We start from the raw sequence: 14,923 nt of genomic DNA on the forward strand, positions 1-14,923 counted from the left end.
ACAGGATGGACCGGGCGCTACAATAGACAGCCGCAAGAGAGGAACTCGACGAAAGGAAGTCTGTGAAGGTCATCATCTATACCGACGGCTCGGCTCGATCCAATCCGGGACGCGGTGGCTACGGCGCCGTGCTCAAATACACCAACCCCGCCGGCAAGACCTTCACCTCCGAGCTTTCGCGTGGCTACGCCAAGACCACCAACAACCGCATGGAGCTCATGGCGGTCATCGTGGCGCTCGAGGCACTCAACCGTCCCTGCGAGGTCGAGGTCCACTCCGACTCGCAGTACGTCGTCAACGCCTTTAACAAGCACTGGATCGACGGTTGGAAAAAGCGCGGGTGGAAAACTGCCAACAAGCAGCCCGTTAAGAACCGCGACCTGTGGGAGCGCCTGCTTGCCGCAAAGAGCAAGCATAAGGTGGAGTTCATCTGGGTTAAGGGGCATGCCGGCCACGAGCTCAACGAGCGCTGCGACGAGCTCGCCACCACCGCGGCCGATGGAGTCAACCTCGATATCGACACCGGCTTTAACGAGAGCGACCTGTAATAGCGTTTTCGCGCAGCTTTATATCCCCACGCGCTACACTCATCCTGTAGACCAAAACAACGCAAGGGGGACGTATGCTGCGCATCGCGACCATCGGCACATCCATGATCACCGACGACTTTATCCAGGTCGTCAATGCCAACGACCAGGCTGTATTCGTAGGCACGCTCTCGCGCAACGCCGAGCGCGGCGCCGCCTTTACTGCCGAGCACGGCGGCGAACGAAACTTTACTTCACTTGATGAGCTTGCAGCAGCCGCCGACGTCGACGCCGTCTATATCGGCAGCCCAAACGCACTTCACTACGAGCAGGCCCTTGCCTGCATCGCCAGCGGCAAGCACGTCATCGTCGAGAAGCCCTTCTGCGCCACCGAAGCACAGGCACTGGAAGTCTTCCGCGCCGCCGAGGCGGCGGGCGTCGTAGCCCTCGAGGCCATGCGCCCGCTCCATGACCCCGCTTTCCACGCCATCGAGGACGCCCTGGGCGAGATTGCGCCCATTCGTCGCGCCTCACTGCGCTTTGGCAAGTATTCTTCGCGCTACAACGAGGTTCTCGCGGGACGCGCCACCAATATCTTCGACTGCAATATGGCATCGGGTTCCCTCATGGATATTGGCGTCTACACCGTCGAGCCCATGGTCGAGATCTTCGGCATGCCCTCCGGCCTTACGAGCATGGCTACTCTGCTCGACCCCACCACGCAAGAGCTCACCCATGGCCCCATCGATGGCTGCGGTTCCATCCTCGCCAGCTACGGCGGTGGCCGTATCTCCGTCGAGCTCGCGCACTCCAAAATTACGAATGACCTACTGCCCTCGCAGATCGAAGGCGAGCGTGGCACTATCCAGATTGACCATCTGTCCACGCCCCGCAACGTCCGCATCGACTATCGCGGCGATGTCGTACGCGGCTCGGCGACCGAGGCGCCGCGCGAACAGAGCGACAACGGCCGCGTGCTCGACCTGCCCAAATCGAGCAACACCATGGAATACGAACTCGCAGACTTTATCACCGCCATCGGCGGCATCGATAACGTCAAGGAAGAGATTTGGGAGACCCCGGCGGGACGTCACGAGCTTGGCCACTATCGCGATGTCACGCTTGTCTCGCTGCGCATCATGGATGCCGTGCGCCAACAGACCGGCATTACCTTCCCCGCCGATTCTGTCAAGCAGGCCTAGCGATGGGTATTTTCGACAAGCTTTTCTCGGGCGTCGCCGGCGGCAGCCGCGAGCCCCAAAAGCCCTCTGGCGTCGAGCTCGAGCTGCGCCGCAGGCTTACTGTGCTCGCAAGCGACGAGGCCACTCAAGACACTCCCCTGCGCTATTTCCTGCGCTGGGAGGGACAGGTCCAAGGCGTTGGTTTTCGCTTTACCAACACCAACCTCGCGCAGGCACGCGCACTCACCGGCTGGGTGCGTAACATGGAAGACGGCTCAGTCGAGATGGAGATACAGGGAGCTCCGGCAAACATCCTATCTCATCTCGAGGCGCTTCATGCCTCCTACGAGCGCATGGGAACGCGTTTTCGCCTCGTAGACGCCCAGGTCCGAGCCCCACTTGCCAATGAAGACGGTTTCACTCCTCATTATTAGTATTGTGTGCTAAATACGGTATCATTTACCTACGACCGTTAATAGAAAAGAGGCGAGGCGCATGGCGGTGCAAAGAAGGAATACCAGGCAGCGAAAGCTAGTTCTTGATGCCGTGCGCCAAAGCTACAACCATCCCACCGCCGAAGAGATCTACAACGCTGTGCGCGCGCAGGATGACAAAATCAGCCGCGGTACGGTCTACCGCAACCTCAATCTCTTGGCCGATGCCGGGGAGATTCTCTCGATTAAAACGCCGGGCGGCAGCCGCTTCGATCGTGCCATCGAGCCGCATGCGCATATCATCTGCACCTCGTGTGGCCGCGTCATCGATGTGCCGCTCCCCTTCAATACCCAGCTCGACGCCAGGGCATCCGAACAAATCGGATGGAGCGTCAGCTCGCACTACACCATCTTCGAGGGCCTCTGCCCCAACTGTAGGTAGATTTTTGGGACATGCCTTAAAAACAACTTTTTCACCGATTGCGGCAAAAGAAAGATTTCCAGGCATGTCCAAAATGTCTACTCAGCAAGTAGGCGACGCAGCTCTTCTTCGACCGTGCGCACGTAACGGACGCGGTCGTTGATACCGCGCATACTGGGATTGCAGCTCTCCATCAGATAGGGATGGCCCACCACGTTGAGCATGTCGCGGTCGTTTTCATTATCGCCAAACGCCATCATTTCGTTAGGTGAGATCCCCAGCGCACGACCATAATCGGCAAGCGCGGACCCCTTGCCTGAATCAAAGCCGATAAAGTCGGTCCATTCGGTTCCCGACGTCATCACATCGACCCGGTCGCCAAAGCGACGGACGAAATACTCCAGCGCCGCCGGCTGCTCTGTCTCGGGCGTTTGAAACGCGATCTTAATGACGTCCTCGTCGATGTCCTCGGGACGGTCGACCACCGCCACATCGCAATGGACCTCGTAGCGCAAATGGTCGACGAATGCATCGTTGCCGCTCATGGTGTAGAGGTGCCCCTCGCAGGAAAGGGTCACGTCGGCATGGGGATACGCAACCACGGCATTCGCGATATCCATAGCAAGGTTACGCTCCATGGAACGCTTGACAACGGCACGCCCCTCGCTCATCACGAGGGCTCCGTTTTCGCATACATAGGCAAGCTCATCGGCCACCGGGGCAAACAGATAGCGCAAGCTCGCATATTGACGGCCGCTCGCCGGCATAAACACGATGCCACGACGATGCAGCTCATCGATGAGCTCAAAGGCCTCGGAACGCGGCTCGCACTCCCCCGGATGCAGCAACGTGCCGTCCAAATCGCATGCAATCAGCTTGATTCCCTCAAGACCCATATGCTTTCCCCCACAGCACCTCATCAACAGCAAGACGGACTTTGAATAGCTGCCTCTCAAAGTCCGTCTTACTCATACGCACGTTAAACACGCGCCTTTTTTACGATCGTAAAGTCGGGAGCCATGCTCACGACGACCTCCGCCGCACTCGACGCAAAGCGCCGGTCCGTATCGAGTTCACGGCTAACCACCGAGAGCATAACGCCCTCGACACCCCGGAGCATGCGGCCCAAAACAGGCTGTACCGGCGTATACATGCGTACGGTATGCTCGTCCGAATCGCCTCGGAAAAGCGGCGCGTGCATATTGCCGATCTCCCAGCACGCATGCGCGAGCGCAATCGGATCCATGCGGTCGACTTCGACCAAATAGACCTCGGCGCTGCGCAGGCGCACGACAACCGCCACGGGCACCATGCCCGAACGGTCGATGGCAAGCACGTCGCCGTCGGCAAGACGACTGCCGTCGGCAGTATCCAGCCGAACATCGACCGTGCGCCCCAGCTCCGTCACGCCCGCAAACGCGCATACATCAGCCTGGTCCCAATCGAGCAGCAGCTCGTCAACTTCAAAGATGCCACCCAGCTCCCGACGAAGCAGGAGTTCATAGGACGGATCGTTGAGATTTCCCAAGCATGTCGTCGAAACCAAGCGTTCAGGCATACTCTAACCCTCGACCTCGACGAGCTCGATATCAAAGTTGAGATCCTTGCCGGCCAGCTCGTGGTTAGCATCGAGCGTCACGGCCTCGGGCGTCACATCGATGACAACGGCAGGGACAGGCATGCCGCTCGGCGTGGACAGGAAGAGCTTCATGCCCTTCTCGATCTGCTCGATGTTGGGAACCTGCTCGGCCGGGAAGGTGATAACCATCTCGGGATTGTGCTCGCCGTAGGCATCGGCAGCAGGAATGTGCACGGTCTTCTTCTCGCCCACCTGCATGTCGACAACGGCGGCATCGAAGCCCTTGATCATCTGACCGGCACCGCAGGTGAACTCCAGCGGCTCGCCGCGATCGTAGGAGCTATCGAACTGCGTGCCGTCGTCGAGCGTGCCGCGATAATGAGTCTTGACCTTCTTGCCCTGGTTGGACATGGAAACCTCCGTGATAAGGGCGGCACACAACGCGGGCCGCCATGAACGTATGGCGCTAACTATACCCTAGTCATACAATTCGAAGACAGTTTGCAAAGAAACGCTGCAACCGGAGGAACCATGGCATATCCCGTATTTGACCTACACTGCGACACCGCCGACCGCATCGGCTGGGCCACACTCGATCTCGACCTGCGCTTTACCGCCGGCACCGACGGTTATTTCCCCGGCGACGAGACGCATCCGCAAGATTTCGACCTCATCGAGGGCAATGCCTGCGCCATCTCGCTCGCAAAGATCGGCAACACGCCGTGGGCACAGTGCTTCGCCACGTTTATCCCCGACGAGATTCCCACCGCCCACGCCGCGCGCTTCCAGGCGCAGATCATGGCGCATATGAGCGGCCAGGCCATGCTCAACCACGATCGCATGGTCAACGTGCGCAGCGCCGCTGACATTCGCCCTGCGCTCAAGGACGGCAAGGTCGCCTGCATCCACACCATCGAAAACGCCACGTTCTTTGCCGAGGACCCCGCACTGATCGAGGTGCTCAAGAGCTTGGGCGTACTCATGTCGTCACTCAGCTGGAACGCGCAGGGGCCGCTCGCGAGCGGACACGATACCCACGCCGGCCTCACCGCCGCCGGCATCGAGGCACTTACGCAGATGGAGCACGCCGGCATGGTGCTTGACGTCTCCCATCTCAACGATGAGTGCTTTGACGAGGTCGCCGTCCGCGCCACGCGTCCCTTCGTCGCCAGCCACTCCAACTCCCGTGCGGTTTGCGGCGCCAAACGCAATCTTACCGACGACCAGTTCCGCACCATTCGCGACATGGGTGGCATCGTCGGCCTCAACTACTGCAGCGAGTTCCTTTCCAACGACGCAACCGACAAGACCGCCGCAGACGTCACCTTCGATCAGCTGGCGGCACATATCGAGCATTGGCTCGACCTGGGCGGCGAGGACGCCATCGCGCTCGGCGGCGACTGGGACGGCGCCACGGTGCCCGCTTTCCTCTCCGATGCCAGCAAGATGCCCGAGTTCCAGAACATGCTCTCCAAGCATTTTGGCAAGACCGTGATGCAAAAGCTCTGCAGCGACAACGCGCTTGCCTTCTTTGAGCGTTATTAATTTCACATCCCTTGAGCGGGCCGGCATGCCGAACGGTCGACATGCCGGCCCGTCCCCAATCTGAAGGACCGCTTTTGACGCAGCAGTTTACGATTTCCGTATCCCGACCGGATGGGATGCCCATCCCCGTCGTCGTTACCAAAAAGCGTGTCAAGAACTTCAACCTACGCGTCACATCGAGCGGTGAGGTCCACGCCAGTGCGCCGCTCGGTGCCACCCGCGAGCGTATCGAAGCATTTGTGAAGCGCAACAGCGCCTGGATTATCAGCCGACTTGCCCAGCGCGAGCAACGTCAGGCGACGGAGCGAGAGCCGCTCAGCCCCTCGTCCATCATTGCGCTTTGGGGCAAGCCCATCACGGTACAAGATGCGCTCGATCACAACTTTGCATCACCCGCACCGCGACCCGAACAGGCCACCTTCGCAAGTTTTATGGGTACCGACGAGCCAAGTGGGCGCGCGCAGGCAAAGCAGCGCACGGCCCTCGACGGCCTAACGCCCGATGAGCTCCAAGCCCGCATCGACCAGCTCTATACATCCGAGGTCACCACGGCGCTGCGCGATATGGTGCGCACATACGAAATCGCAATGGGTGTCGTCGCTTCCCGCGCTTCCGTGCGCAGCATGAAAACGCGCTGGGGCTCGTGTACGCCCAAAACCGGTGCCATTCGCATCGCACGCGAGCTTGCCGCCTACCCCGTCGAGTGCCTTGACATGGTTGTCGCCCACGAGCTCGTCCACTTGCTCGAGCCAAGCCACAATCAGCGGTTTCACGCCCTGCTCGACACGTACTGCCCCAACAATAGAGCTCTGTCGCAGCGGCTCAAGCAGCCACCCATAGAGACGTATTAGAACCGGTTAGCGCACGCGCTCGATCTCGACACCGCAGCTTGCCAGGGGAAGACCGACGGGCGCCCAAGGCTTATCGAGCTTAACACGCACGCCGAGCAGCAGAGGGTAACGACGTAGCAGCATCTGGGCCACGCCCTCGGCTGCGGCCTCGATGAGCTTAAACGTATGCTCGCGCAGATAGCCATCGACATCGTGGCACACCGAGCCGTAGTCAATCGAGGCATCCAGGTTATCGTGCTCCCCTGCTGCACGCAGGTCGGCATAGAGCACCAAGGACACGATGAACTTCTGGCCCAGGGCGTTCTCCTCGGGATACACGCCGTGGTTGGCAAAGACCTCAAGACCTTCAACGGTGATGCGATCGGCATGGCGCAGATCGTCATAGCTCACGTGGGGCACCGCCGTTGCGGTGGATATTTCGCCCCTTCCACGGCGGGCGAGCTCGGCGCCTTCAGTCTTGGTTGCATTCTCGGGCAGTTTCTTGTTACTCATCGCGATCGTCTCCTTCGTTTAGAACCCCGACCGCGCAAACCAACTACACGCGAATCGACAGGTTCTTTTTATCATCGCTCCAGTTGCAGGCATTGCGCGCGGGGCATGCAAAGCAGGCGCGCGACGCTTTGTCGGCTGCATAGAGCAGACGCTCAAGCGGTTGGCTGTTCACGCGCAGCTTTCTATGGCCTAAAATGGCCGTCTTAATGGCCGCAGCATCGGCCGGATCAAATGCCACGTCATCGGGCATGCCGCCAAGAATCGCATCAGCGACGCGCTCGCTTGCAACATCATGGGATATACCCGATTCATACTGTTCATCTTTGCCGATATCGTGAAGAAGTGCCGTGGCGTATATGACCTCGCGATCAAATTCGAGCTGTTCCTCAAGATTCTTAATCCACATAATGCGCGCGACATCCAGCAGATGGTCAATACCGTGGCGGCAGAAGATACGCCCCGATTCCAACTGTGCAATGTTGCCCAGGTGCCGCCGGAACAGCCCGTTGGCACAAATGTAATCAATGCGAGGCATGGCGCCAAAGGGAGTCAGGCCCGAAGCCATAAAGCCGCGACGCGGCGTCCCCTCATCGGTCTTCGATGTAAAGTCGTTGACGACTCTCATGGTTAGCGGCCCAGCATCCTAAAGAATCGCTCCTCGAGCGCGGGATCGGTCTCAAAGACACCGCGACGAGCAAGCGTTACGGTCTTGGTACCGGGCTTTTGCACGCCGCGCATGGTCATGCACATATGCTCGGCTTCCATCAGCACGATCGCCCCTTGGGGAGCAAGATACTCCATGAGGGCATCGGCAACCTGCGCGCACAGCTGCTCCTGCAGCTGCAGACGACGGGCATAGACCTCAACCGCGCGAGCAAGCTTAGACAGACCCGCCACGCGACCGTTAGGGATATAGCCGATCGCAGCCTTGCCATAAAACGGCAGCAGATGGTGCTCGCACAGCGAGTAAAACGTAATGTCACGCTCGATAACCAAATCGTTCGAAGCGACGGCAAAGGTTTTGGACAGGTGCTCCTCGGCACTCCGGCCCATACCGCCGGCAATCTCGCCATACATACGGGCGACGCGTGCCGGGGTCTCCAGTAGGCCCTCACGAGTTGGGTCCTCGCCTATACCTTCAAGCAGCAGCTTAATAGCAGTCTCGACTTTTTCCTGATCGACCATCTGGGCCTCACTTTTTTCGATTTCGCGTTCGCGCTATGGTACCACGCTGGCACGCAACCTCTTCCAGCTACATAGTATGGGTCGAATAGACCGGATCGTCCCGCCAAAGCTCCACAGCGTCGCAAAGCGCAACGCCCTCGCGCGCAGCACGAGCGCGCGTGGCGTTCATGTCGATCACGCGCTGATTGCTCGAGCCCCTAAAGCGCAACGAGATATCGTACAGATCTTGAACGAACGGACCGTCTACCAGCATGTCGAGACAAGCAAGGATACGGTCCGTCACGTCGGTATGGTGACGGCCACCCGGCATTAGTTCCTCGAGCACGTCACCGGTAAAGCACCAAATGGTCTTCCCAGACTCCACAGGGTAGGTCGCACGCACGCGTTCGATAAAATCAACGAGCCCCGCCTGGTTCTCGGGTTCCATAGGCTCCCCGCCCAGAATCGTCAGGCCATCAATAAAGGGATGATCAAGACTCTCGATGATTTTGTCCTCGACAGCACGATCGAACGGTTCACCCGCGGCAAAGTCCCACGCGACGGAGTTAAAACAATTCTTGCACCCACGACGGCACCCACTCACAAACAGAGAAGTACGAACGCCTTCTCCATCAGCAATGTCGAAATACTTAATGTTCGCGTAGTTCATAGGTAACCTTCCTGGGGGTCTGGAGCATATCATCCCGTCCTCAAACATTCTCGGCCTTCGGCCTGCGAAACTGCGGGCGGGACGATATGCTCCAGATCCCTCGCGAGCGACACTCGGTGAACGAAGCGAACATCGAGTATGGGGTTCGAGGCCCAATAAAAACTGGGTTGCGGCCCAACCGCCATCGCAAGTAAATCGCAGCTGCAGCTCGAATTATTACTGCCAAGAACTTCGAGGAGTGAGCAGGCCGCATACTGCATCTCAGCTACATCAACTTGGCTGCCCCGTAGCGAGGCCCCGGACCTTTGCTCGATATGAGTTCCGCACGAACAGGAGGCGCCAGTGGCGCCTCCGTCGTGAGCCAGGACTGTCCGAAATAGCGAGTAAAGGTCCGGGGCCTCGCTACGGGGCAGCCTGGGATGGTTATTAGAGATGCAGCACGCGGTCGCGAATCTCCTCGGTTCGACCCTGGTTCCAGAACTGGGTACCGATGTAGCCGCACGTGCGACGGGCGACATTCATCTTCTCCTGGTCACGATTGCCGCAATTGGGGCACTCCCACACCAGTTTGCCATCGTCCTCGACAATGCGAATCTCGCCGTCATAGCCGCACACCTGGCAGTAATCGCTCTTGGTGTTGAGCTCGGCGTACATGATGTTGTCGTAGATGTACTGCATTACGCGAATGACCGCCTTGAGGTTGTCCTGCATGTTGGGAACCTCAACGTAGGAGATAGCACCGCCCGGCGAAAGCTGCTGGAACATGCCCTCAAACTTAAGCTTGTCGAAGGCATCGATCTCCTCGGACACGTGGACGTGATAGCTGTTAGTAATGTAGCCCTTGTCCGTCACGCCCGGGATAATGCCGAAACGGCGCTGCAGGCACTTGGCGAACTTGTAGGTCGTCGACTCAAGCGGGGTGCCGTACAGCGAGAAGTCGATATCGCTTTCGGCCTTCCACTCGGCGCACTTGTCGTTCATGTGCTGCATGACGGCCATGGCAAACGGCGTGCCCTCCTTCTCGGTGTGGCTGTGGCCCGTCATGTACTTGACGCACTCATACAGACCGGCGTAACCCAGGCTAATGGTGGAATAGCCGCCCACGAGCAGCTTGTCGATCGTCTCGCCCTTCTTAAGGCGCGCCAAGGCACCGTACTGCCAAAGAATCGGCGCAGCATCCGAAAGCGTGCCCATCAGGCGCTCATGACGGCACAGCAGGGCGCGGTGGCACAGCTCAAGGCGCTCATCGAAGATCTTCCAGAACTTGTCCATGTCCTGATGCGAGCTCAGCGCGACATCGGGCAGGTTGATGGTCACAACACCCTGGTTAAAGCGACCATAGTACTTAGGCTTGGTCGGGTCATAGTTCAGAGCGTTGGCGACATTGTTAAAGCCGTTGCCCGAACGGTCGGGCGTCAGGAAACTGCGGCAACCCATGCAGGTATAGCAATCGCCGTTGCCGGCGGTCTCGCCCTTAGACAGCTTGAGCTCGCGCATCTTCTTCTCGGAGATGTAGTCGGGCACCATGCGCTTGGCGGTGCACTTGGCGGCGAGCTTGGTCAGATAGAAGTACGGCGAATCCTCGCGGATGTTATCGTCCTCGAGCACGTAGATGAGCTTGGGAAACGCCGGGGTGATCCACACGCCGGCTTCGTTCTTAACGCCCTCATAGCGTTGACGAAGCGTCTCCTCCACAATCATGGCAAGGTCGTGCTTCTCCTGGGGCGTACGGGCCTCATTGAGATACATAAAGACCGTCACGAACGGCGCCTGGCCATTCGTGGTCATAAGGGTCACGACCTGATACTGAATCGTCTGGACGCCGCGACGAATCTCATCGCGCAGGCGTTCCTCAACGACCTCGCGAACCTTCTCGGCAGATGCCGAAACACCGAGCTCCTCAAGCTCGCGAGCGACCTCGCCGCGAATCTTTTGACGGCTCACCTCAACGAACGGGGCGAGATGGGTCAGCGAAATAGACTGACCGCCGTACTGGGAGGAAGCAACCTGGGCGATAATCTGCGTCGCGATGTTGCAGGCGGTCGAGAAGCTGTGCGGCTTCTCGATCAGCGTGCCCGAGATAACGGTGCCGTTCTGGAGCATGTCCTCCAGGTTCACCAAATCGCAGTTGTGCATGTGCTGGGCAAAGTAATCCGAATCGTGGAAATGGATCAGGCCCTCATTATGGGCATCCACGATCTCCTGGGGCAGCAGCACGCGTTGGGTCAGGTCCTTGGAAATCTCGCCGGCCATATAGTCGCGCTGAACGGAATTGACGGTCGGATTCTTATTGGAGTTCTCCTGCTTAACTTCTTCGTTATTGCACTCGATCAGCGACAGGATCTTGTCGTCGGTCGTGTTCTTTTGGCGCTTCAGGCTCTGAACATAACGATAGATGATGTAGCGGCGAGCGACCTCATAGCAATCGAGACGCATGATCTCGTCCTCGACCAGATCCTGGATCTCCTCGACCGATACGGTATGGCCGGCCTTCTCACATGCCTCGGCGACGTTTTGCGCCGCGTAGATCACCTGGCGGTCGGTAAGACGAGAGCCCTCCTCGACCTCCAAGTTGGCGGCGCGAATCGCATTGACGATCTTATCGATGTCAAAGGCAACCTCGGTGCCGCTGCGCTTGATGATCTTCATCCTCTTGCCTCTTTCGCGTCGTAATCCCATTGCGCTTCAGAGCCAAACGATGCCTGGCAGGGCTTGTCCCTGTCTTGCGGCGCCGTCGCGCAATCTGTGTTCTCGATAAACCATAGGTCCTCATGCGGACAATCCTCGCGGCCGATCAAGCGGCTCAAAGGCGTGTCCAAATGGGACGAACAAGGTCTTCGTTCTCTGTCCGCCATCTATCATACGACAAAGACGCCTCTATATCCTGTATTCTTTTTTTATGTCAAACACAACATATAGTGTTTCAGCAGGTCAAAGCAATTGGTCATTTTACAGACACATTAATTATGAGGGTTTCTTGGCAAGTCGGTAAAACGTTACCAACGCGGCTACCTGCAAGGCAGTTATAAAACCCCCTCGTCAAGCCGCCGACAAATCCTACCAAAACCAAGCCGCTCACGCGAAAAGAATCCAAAAGATTATGCTTGACCAACATGTTGCGGTCGAATGCCGGCGGACGGAGCGACAGGACTGCAAACGCTCGGAAGACTACAGCCCCGGCACCCCGTCCGCCGGCATTCGATAGGCGCTATTAGTTCTCTTCGCGAGCTATCATGCGGCCGAGAGCCGCTGTAAAGGGATCGAGCAGCACGCCGGCGATAACCACAAAAGCCCACCCCTTTGTGACAAGGCCCGCCCAGCGCGCGAAGAACGTACGGCCTTCAATCGTTCCGAATCCTCCCTGGAAGGCAATCTCGCCAAAACCGATCACCATAAAAGATTGCACGGGGGTCAACCATGGAAACGCGGGCGACGTGCACGGTTATGATCAAAATAATCATCTCCCACGAGACCAAGAGGCCAATAACGACAAATTATGCTGGGCAGCAAATGCAACGTGAAAAAGCGACCGAGGTCGATAATTTGACGGCATATTATGTGTGTTTATAACAAAACAGTCCAGAAGCAAAGCCTCTGGACTGCGAACATTTGGTGGGCGTTACAAGATTTGAACTTGTGACCTCTTCCGTGTCAGGGAAGCGCTCTCCCCCTGAGCTAAACGCCCAAATGGAGCGGACAACGGGGCTCGAACCCGCGACCCCAACCTTGGCAAGGTTGTGCTCTACCAACTGAGCCATGTCCGCTTACGGGGAATAATCTTACGTGATGCCTGCATCCTATGCAAGAACTTTTTTTGAAAAGTTTTGCGACGCCCTCGCGAACCTCACGAAGACATCAGCCACCTCAAAAAGGCCGAGCTCCTCACCCTGATACACGTATGCCGAACCCGGAAGCGCCAGCTCAAGCAAAAGGGCCGCCCGCGCGCGGCGCTCGCCGAGTTCACGGTCCTCGTCATAAGACGACCCGTCGCGTAAGAGCCAGTCGAGCGCAATCTGGTGGTAGCGCGTCGCCTTGATTTGCGGCAGGGCATAGCGCGTCGCCACGCGCGATAGATCTCGTGGACCTCGTTGCGGTCCCACAGCGGATGGGTGCCGTCGTCAACCATGTCATCGCCCTCGGCGAGATGCCACCGGTCGAGGTCATCGCGGTCGAGGTCCTTGGCGAGACCGTGCGCCACATCAATGCGAAAGCCATCAACGCCTCGATCGCTCCAAAACGTCAGGACGTCGCAAAAGAACGCATGAACCTCGGGGCATGACCAGACAAAGTCCGGCCGCTCGGGCGTAAACATATGCAGCTACCACTGACCGTCCGCAACACGCGTCCAGGCGGGGCCGCCAAAGTTGGCATTCCAATTGGTGGGAGGCAGCTCGCCATGTTCGCCGCGACCATCGCGGAATATATAACGGGCGCGCTCGGGCGATCCAGGGCCGGCGGCAAGAGCGGCTTTGAACCAGGGGTGCTGGTTGGATGAATGATTGGGCACGATGTCGACGATGACCTTGATGCCGCGCGCGTGAGCCGCAGCGACCATGTCATCGCAGTCGTCAAGCGAGCCGAGACGTGGGTCGACATCGCAGTAGTCCGCCACATCATAGCCACCATCGACAAGAGGCGATGGGTAAAACGGGCTCAGCCAGATGGCCTCGATGCCCAGCCGCTCAAGATAGTCCATCTGCTGGGTAATACCCACGATGATACGCCCAAAGCTGTTATTCGCGGCAAACAACGCCACGGCCACGCCCCAAGACGCTCGCTCCCTCTCGGGTTCGGGCCTCTGCAATGGGTACGAAAAAGCCCGGCTACCGTGGTAGTCGGGCTGTTGTACTTGGAGCGGACAACGGGGCTCGAACCCGCGACCCCAACCTTGGCAAGGTTGTGCTCTACCAACTGAGCCATGTCCGCATATGTAAAACAAAACGGGCGCCGGAGCGCCCGGATGTTGCCTGGAGGCGAAGCCCGGATTCGAACCGGGGGTAAAGGCTTTGCAGGCCTCTGCCTTACCACTTGGCCACTTCGCCGAAAAAGGACCGTTAAGAACGGTCCGGAAATGCAATGGAGCGGACAACGGGGCTCGAACCCGCGACCCCAACCTTGGCAAGGTTGTGCTCTACCAACTGAGCCATGTCCGCTTGCGGGTTATTAATTTACGCGAGTTATCCAAAAGACGCAAGTACTTTTTTCAAAAAAGTTGCCCAAAGCAAGTTCACGCAGGGAAATCATGTCGATTCAAGGCGCTAAGCGCACGATTCCAATGCCGAACTAAACAGCTTCACCATCCGAACGCGTGTGCCGGCACCATCCGTGCGACGGGCAACCTCCACATTATCGACGAGCATGCGCATAAGCTTGATACCGCGTCCGCGTTCCTCGGATGCCATCGGTTCGCTCGCCCCATCGATAGAATAGCCAGCGCCTCGATCAAGCACCTCAAGCACAACACGGTCCCCATAGGCCTGAATCGTCAGGATGCAGCCAACACCGCCCGCATGGTCATATGCGTTACCCAATGCCTCCCCCAACGCTAATGCGACGTCATAGCGCTCATCACGCCTCAGGGGAAGTGATTCGAGAAGCTCGGCCACACGGTGCCGATAATACGGGAGATTCTCGATGCCTCGCTGCACCTTGACGCTCTTGCTCCATCGCGGCAACTCCCCCACCGGAATGGCGGGAATCGACTCCCGCACCGGACCCGCAACATGAAGGATGTCGACAAGTCGGGCAATCTCCAAAAAGCGAACGACCTCATCGGAGGCGTTAACAAGCGAAAGCAGCCCTTCTCGTCTCATAAGCTCTCTGGCACGCGTAAGCAAAAACGCCAAACCCGTCGAGTCGATAAAAGCCACGGTCTGGCAATTGATGACAACACGGCGCACCCCCCGGTCGATTAAATTATCCAACCGTCGGCGCAGCTCGGGCACCGAGGCGATATCGATATCGCCCGGTGGCGTCAAAACCGCTATGTCATTCCACTCATTCATGCGACCATGGTTCCCCAAAAGAGCTCGCTCGATGCACACTTTTCTGCAACCGTT

17 protein-coding genes, 5 tRNA genes and 1 pseudogene are annotated in these 14,923 nt (G+C 58.3%); 6 read left to right on the plus strand and 17 right to left on the minus strand.

All coding sequences use genetic code 11. The annotated features are described in order from the left end of the window. Positions 1-62: 62 nt before the first annotated feature. From rnhA to ACTQ1E_RS01010, 4 genes are all read left to right on the plus strand, one after another. On the plus strand, positions 63-548 hold the full coding sequence (gene rnhA / locus ACTQ1E_RS00995; protein ID WP_427727777.1) for a ribonuclease HI: 486 nt from the start codon (positions 63-65) through the stop codon (positions 546-548). Positions 549-622: 74 nt separating this feature from the next. Further along, on the plus strand, positions 623-1,729 hold the full coding sequence (locus tag ACTQ1E_RS01000) for a Gfo/Idh/MocA family protein (RefSeq protein WP_154517400.1): 1,107 nt from the start codon (positions 623-625) through the stop codon (positions 1,727-1,729). A 2-nt stretch (positions 1,730-1,731) separates the two neighbouring features. Beyond that, on the plus strand, positions 1,732-2,142 hold the full coding sequence (locus tag ACTQ1E_RS01005; RefSeq protein WP_427795950.1) for an acylphosphatase: 411 nt from the start codon (positions 1,732-1,734) through the stop codon (positions 2,140-2,142). 61 nt (positions 2,143-2,203) lie between these two features. Then, positions 2,204-2,584 (plus strand): Fur family transcriptional regulator, encoded by a 381-nt coding sequence (locus ACTQ1E_RS01010; RefSeq protein ID WP_154517406.1) that lies wholly within the window; start codon positions 2,204-2,206, stop codon positions 2,582-2,584. 77 nt (positions 2,585-2,661) lie between these two features. Here the strand turns inward: ACTQ1E_RS01010 and ACTQ1E_RS01015 are convergent, their stop codons facing one another. The 3 genes from ACTQ1E_RS01015 to ACTQ1E_RS01025 form a co-directional block, all read right to left on the minus strand. Continuing rightward, positions 2,662-3,459 carry an HAD-IIB family hydrolase gene (locus ACTQ1E_RS01015; protein ID WP_427747975.1) on the minus strand — a complete coding sequence of 266 codons (798 nt, stop codon included), beginning with the start codon at positions 3,457-3,459 and terminating at the stop codon, positions 2,662-2,664. Positions 3,460-3,542: 83 nt separating this feature from the next. Beyond that, entirely contained in the window at positions 3,543-4,121 is a 579-nt protein-coding gene (locus tag ACTQ1E_RS01020) for an urease accessory protein UreE (protein WP_441564408.1), read from the minus strand. Between the two features lie 3 nt (positions 4,122-4,124). Further along, a complete protein-coding gene (locus ACTQ1E_RS01025) occupies positions 4,125-4,553 on the minus strand; it encodes an FKBP-type peptidyl-prolyl cis-trans isomerase (RefSeq protein ID WP_055286916.1) in 429 nt (142 codons plus the stop codon). A 120-nt stretch (positions 4,554-4,673) separates the two neighbouring features. Here ACTQ1E_RS01025 and ACTQ1E_RS01030 point away from each other — a divergent pair, with 120 nt between their 5' ends. Beyond that, positions 4,674-5,687 carry a dipeptidase gene (locus ACTQ1E_RS01030; protein ID WP_441564409.1) on the plus strand — a complete coding sequence of 338 codons (1,014 nt, stop codon included), beginning with the start codon at positions 4,674-4,676 and terminating at the stop codon, positions 5,685-5,687. Between the two features lie 74 nt (positions 5,688-5,761). Beyond that, positions 5,762-6,538 (plus strand): M48 family metallopeptidase, encoded by a 777-nt coding sequence (locus ACTQ1E_RS01035; RefSeq protein WP_441564410.1) that lies wholly within the window; start codon positions 5,762-5,764, stop codon positions 6,536-6,538. Positions 6,539-6,544: 6 nt separating this feature from the next. Here the strand turns inward: ACTQ1E_RS01035 and folB are convergent, their stop codons facing one another. From folB to ACTQ1E_RS01105, 14 genes and pseudogenes are all read right to left on the minus strand, one after another. Then, positions 6,545-7,030, minus strand: coding sequence for a dihydroneopterin aldolase (gene folB / locus ACTQ1E_RS01040; RefSeq protein ID WP_022094401.1), 486 nt, complete (start codon positions 7,028-7,030; stop codon positions 6,545-6,547). Between the two features lie 43 nt (positions 7,031-7,073). After that, on the minus strand, positions 7,074-7,655 hold the full coding sequence (locus tag ACTQ1E_RS01045; protein ID WP_195838586.1) for an HD domain-containing protein: 582 nt from the start codon (positions 7,653-7,655) through the stop codon (positions 7,074-7,076). A gap of 2 nt (positions 7,656-7,657) precedes the next feature. Further along, entirely contained in the window at positions 7,658-8,215 is a 558-nt protein-coding gene (gene folE / locus ACTQ1E_RS01050; RefSeq protein ID WP_441564411.1) for a GTP cyclohydrolase I FolE, read from the minus strand. Between the two features lie 67 nt (positions 8,216-8,282). Next, complete coding sequence (gene nrdG, locus ACTQ1E_RS01055) at positions 8,283-8,864, minus strand: anaerobic ribonucleoside-triphosphate reductase activating protein (RefSeq protein WP_427727760.1); 582 nt, start codon at positions 8,862-8,864, stop codon at positions 8,283-8,285. A gap of 426 nt (positions 8,865-9,290) precedes the next feature. Further along, on the minus strand, positions 9,291-11,513 hold the full coding sequence (gene nrdD / locus ACTQ1E_RS01060) for an anaerobic ribonucleoside-triphosphate reductase (RefSeq protein WP_427718616.1): 2,223 nt from the start codon (positions 11,511-11,513) through the stop codon (positions 9,291-9,293). A gap of 562 nt (positions 11,514-12,075) precedes the next feature. After that, the gene (locus ACTQ1E_RS01065) at positions 12,076-12,270 is read right to left on the minus strand and encodes a hypothetical protein (protein ID WP_195838587.1); all 195 of its coding nucleotides are present in this window, start codon (positions 12,268-12,270) and stop codon (positions 12,076-12,078) included. A gap of 204 nt (positions 12,271-12,474) precedes the next feature. Beyond that, positions 12,475-12,549, minus strand: a tRNA-Val gene (locus tag ACTQ1E_RS01070). Positions 12,550-12,552: 3 nt separating this feature from the next. Then, positions 12,553-12,628: transfer RNA gene (locus ACTQ1E_RS01075), tRNA-Gly, on the minus strand. A gap of 33 nt (positions 12,629-12,661) precedes the next feature. Continuing rightward, positions 12,662-12,928, minus strand: a complete 267-nt coding sequence (locus ACTQ1E_RS01080; RefSeq protein ID WP_427727887.1) for a hypothetical protein — start codon at positions 12,926-12,928, stop codon at positions 12,662-12,664. Positions 12,929-12,960: 32 nt separating this feature from the next. Next, a pseudogene (locus ACTQ1E_RS01085) lies at positions 12,961-13,560 on the minus strand (alpha-amylase family glycosyl hydrolase); the annotation flags it as partial. Positions 13,561-13,714: 154 nt separating this feature from the next. Next, positions 13,715-13,790 (minus strand) — tRNA-Gly (locus ACTQ1E_RS01090). Positions 13,791-13,832: 42 nt separating this feature from the next. Then, positions 13,833-13,906 (minus strand) — tRNA-Cys (locus ACTQ1E_RS01095). Between the two features lie 35 nt (positions 13,907-13,941). Then, positions 13,942-14,017 (minus strand) — tRNA-Gly (locus tag ACTQ1E_RS01100). A gap of 105 nt (positions 14,018-14,122) precedes the next feature. After that, positions 14,123-14,869 (minus strand): anti-sigma factor antagonist, encoded by a 747-nt coding sequence (locus tag ACTQ1E_RS01105; protein WP_154517428.1) that lies wholly within the window; start codon positions 14,867-14,869, stop codon positions 14,123-14,125. Positions 14,870-14,923 lie beyond the last annotated feature (54 nt).

The organism is Collinsella sp. LCP21S3_C7 (assembly GCF_052118485.1).
Lineage (GTDB): Bacteria > Actinomycetota > Coriobacteriia > Coriobacteriales > Coriobacteriaceae > Collinsella.

Bases quoted from the DNA above. Each gene is read 5' to 3' on its own strand.
- ACTQ1E_RS01000 (WP_154517400.1), top strand. From the start codon at position 623: ATGCTGCGCATCGCGACCATCGGCACATCCATGATCACCGACGACTTT.
- ACTQ1E_RS01005 (WP_427795950.1), top strand. From the start codon at position 1,732: ATGGGTATTTTCGACAAGCTTTTCTCGGGCGTCGCCGGCGGCAGCCGC.
- ACTQ1E_RS01010 (WP_154517406.1), top strand. From the start codon at position 2,204: ATGGCGGTGCAAAGAAGGAATACCAGGCAGCGAAAGCTAGTTCTTGAT.
- ACTQ1E_RS01015 (WP_427747975.1), bottom strand. From the start codon at position 3,459: ATGGGTCTTGAGGGAATCAAGCTGATTGCATGCGATTTGGACGGCACG.
- ACTQ1E_RS01020 (WP_441564408.1), bottom strand. From the start codon at position 4,121: ATGCCTGAACGCTTGGTTTCGACGACATGCTTGGGAAATCTCAACGAT.
- ACTQ1E_RS01025 (WP_055286916.1), bottom strand. From the start codon at position 4,553: ATGTCCAACCAGGGCAAGAAGGTCAAGACTCATTATCGCGGCACGCTC.
- ACTQ1E_RS01030 (WP_441564409.1), top strand. From the start codon at position 4,674: ATGGCATATCCCGTATTTGACCTACACTGCGACACCGCCGACCGCATC.
- folB (WP_022094401.1), bottom strand. From the start codon at position 7,030: ATGAGTAACAAGAAACTGCCCGAGAATGCAACCAAGACTGAAGGCGCC.
- ACTQ1E_RS01045 (WP_195838586.1), bottom strand. From the start codon at position 7,655: ATGAGAGTCGTCAACGACTTTACATCGAAGACCGATGAGGGGACGCCG.
- folE (WP_441564411.1), bottom strand. From the start codon at position 8,215: ATGGTCGATCAGGAAAAAGTCGAGACTGCTATTAAGCTGCTGCTTGAA.
- nrdG (WP_427727760.1), bottom strand. From the start codon at position 8,864: ATGAACTACGCGAACATTAAGTATTTCGACATTGCTGATGGAGAAGGC.
- nrdD (WP_427718616.1), bottom strand. From the start codon at position 11,513: ATGAAGATCATCAAGCGCAGCGGCACCGAGGTTGCCTTTGACATCGAT.
- ACTQ1E_RS01105 (WP_154517428.1), bottom strand. From the start codon at position 14,869: ATGAATGAGTGGAATGACATAGCGGTTTTGACGCCACCGGGCGATATC.